The sequence below is a fragment of the Petrachloros mirabilis genome, assembly GCF_975968855.1.
Genome location: NZ_CDLUDY010000252.1, coordinates 1 through 2,627 on the forward strand (window position 1 = coordinate 1; position 2,627 = coordinate 2,627).

Below are 2,627 nucleotides of genomic sequence, written 5' to 3' on the forward strand. Positions count from 1 at the left end.
ACCCATGGTGCGGACGTTCCCTTTTCTAGGTACGTTCGGCTGCTGCCACACCTTTCTTGAATGTCGAGTACACATAGATTGGGATGCCCATGTCTCCCAATGTCTGCTCGATCAGGGGCTTGACCTCGTCCCATGATAGCCCGCCAACGCCTGTCGCGATTCTGGGAAGTGCCAGGCTGCCCACCTGTTGGGACTTGATTTCTTTCTTTAGGGCTTGAAGGGCGTGGTTGAGATTTGGAACCGTGGCCTTTCCCGGCCTGCCTCGGTGATCATCCGCCGGTTCTTGCGTGAAGAGGTTGATGATGACCGGAGAGCCGGGCCCTTTCCAGCTCCAAAGCGTGCCGGGCTTTGGATTGTACGTTTGACAATAGTGGCGAAAATCCTTGTACATTCCGGGCCATTGCTCACGCAGAGATAATGCCAGTCCTTGCTTGAAATCGTCGTGAGGGGCAATCCCATGGGCAATAGCCTGGGCTTTTGACAACAGCATGTCTCCAGTCACTTCTTGAATCATGATGCAGAGTCTCCTTGTTGAAAGTTAATGGCTGATATTTTAGATCATTTTAACTACGGAGGGCCATACAAGGATTTACCGTGAGGCTCAAAGAATTTCCTGTGATCTCCAGAAACGCTCCATCCCCCACGAAAAAGTGCGAAAGGAGAACGGGTGCCTCTTGACAGATATTCCTAATAGGCGTAGGAGGGGAACGGCGGCCCGTTTATCACTGGTCTGAATTCGAGAGATCGGACAGACCGCGCGGCTGTTATCCAGGTCTCTCGCTGAATTGATAATGAAAGGAGGGTTGTGATGGACGACGCGACTCCACCTGGTCCGTCAGGCCCGCCGATGCGAGGGCGGGTTTCTCGTCGGTCGTGATAGCTGTTTCTCCGTTGGCTGTGCCGTCATGGCATCAGATAATAACTGGATGTCAGCCTGATCTTCACGGAGAATCAAACGCTAGAACGAGGAACACAAGCGCCTGGGATTGACGACGTCTCCCCCGATGGGAAACCTCCTCTACCTGGCTTCGCGCGGGTCTCACGGGCCGCTACAACCATAAAAAAAGCATAACAACAGGCGTCCTAAGCGCCAACCACGGGCGGCCTCCTACCGAAGTGCAAGGCCGCCCGTGTTGTGTAACGATTGCGGAAATCGTGTTCGTAATGGACCAAGGATCCACCAACGGCGAACAATCCGCCGATCCCCCACAGGAGTAATTTGGAGGCAGTGACATCACGGGAGCGTGAGCATATTTCGTGATGTGCGACGACTGTGGGAAGGCGCATCTTTTTTTTCTTCAGCGTCTCGCATACCATAGCGGGTACGGTGAATCCGAAATCAAAGAAGACCCGTGCACCAGTGACCGGACGGAGAAGACGAAAACCGGTTGGCCAATCGAGCGGGCTTGCTGCAACCGACTTGCAGAGCGCCGCACCGCCAGGCGAAGTGGCGGAACTGCATCGAGTGATCGAAGAAGATGGCGGCAAGGTACTGGCAGTCTATCGGGAGCCCTACGGCGGCCGATGGCTCTTGATGGCGGCCTTACCGATCGAACTCGTAGAGCCGACTCCCTACCAACGAAATCTTTCCGATACTCACGTAAGAAAGTTGGAAAGCGCTATCGGCAAGATCGGCCGGTTTCTTGATCCGATAATTACTGTGCGACTTGCCACACCGGACCATGTGGCCAAGTACTGGACACCGAACGGAAATCATCGTCTGTCCGCGATGCGGACGTTGGGTGCCAAGAGCATCATGTCAATCGTGGTTCCAGAAACAACTGCAGCCTACCAGATCCTCGCTTTGAATACGGAGAAGGCTCACAACCTGCGAGAGAAGGCGCTCGAAGTCATTCGCATGTACAAAGAACTATCACAATTGGATGACGCTACTGAGGAGACCTATGCATTTGAATTCGAAGAGCCAGCGCTGATTACGTTAGGGCTTTGTTATGAAGAGCGGCCTCGCTTCAGCGGTGGCGCCTACCATCCTGTGCTCAAGCGGGTAGATGAGTTCCTCAAGAAGCCGATGCGATCGGCGATCGATGTCAGGCGAGAAAGGGCGCGAGTTGTCCTCACGCTCGACGATACCATTGTGAAGCAGGTTGATGCACTAAAGGCCAAGGGACTGACGAGCCCCTACTTGAAGAGCTTCGTCGTTGCGCGGGTCAATCCGGTACGGTTCAGACCGAAAGATGCCTCTCCCCTCTCCTTTGATGATGCACTGGAACGTATGGCCAAGGCGGCGGTGAAGTTCAATCCCGACAAGATCAAAATAGACGATTTGGCCAAATCTGGCGGTTCTCAGGACGAAACCGACTAGTTGATACCCCTGCCTTGTTTCTCCGCTTCAGAGCCCTTTAGAATATCATTCCCGTTTCATGAAAGGAGGTCGTCATGGGACTCGCTGATAATAAGTGCGTACCCTGCCGAGGCGGGGTGCCGCCACTTCCAAACGACCGAGTACGGGTGTTGCTCGAGGAACTAGGCCGCGGGTGGTCGTTGAATGCCGCTGGACATCTTGAACGGCTGTACACGTTCAAAGACTTCGCGCAGGCACTGGCCTATGTAAACAAGGTAAGCGCAGTGGCGGAAGCAGAAGGTCATCACCCAGACCTCTACCTCGC

Annotated in this window: 3 protein-coding genes; 2 read left to right on the forward strand and 1 reads right to left on the reverse strand. The window is 54.3% G+C overall.

All coding sequences use genetic code 11. The features are described from left to right. Window positions 1-25: 25 nt before the first annotated feature. A complete protein-coding gene (locus tag ACWVCN_RS10505; protein ID WP_455245622.1) occupies window positions 26-514 on the reverse strand; it encodes a macro domain-containing protein in 489 nt (162 codons plus the stop codon). Window positions 515-1,327: 813 nt separating this feature from the next. Here ACWVCN_RS10505 and ACWVCN_RS10510 point away from each other — a divergent pair. Together ACWVCN_RS10510 and ACWVCN_RS10515 are read left to right on the forward strand one after the other, a co-directional pair. Then, window positions 1,328-2,323 (forward strand): hypothetical protein, encoded by a 996-nt coding sequence (locus ACWVCN_RS10510; RefSeq protein WP_455245623.1) that lies wholly within the window; start codon window positions 1,328-1,330, stop codon window positions 2,321-2,323. 74 nt (window positions 2,324-2,397) lie between these two features. Further along, window positions 2,398-2,627: 4a-hydroxytetrahydrobiopterin dehydratase (locus tag ACWVCN_RS10515; RefSeq protein ID WP_455245624.1), on the forward strand; the 230-nt coding region annotated here is incomplete at its 3' end.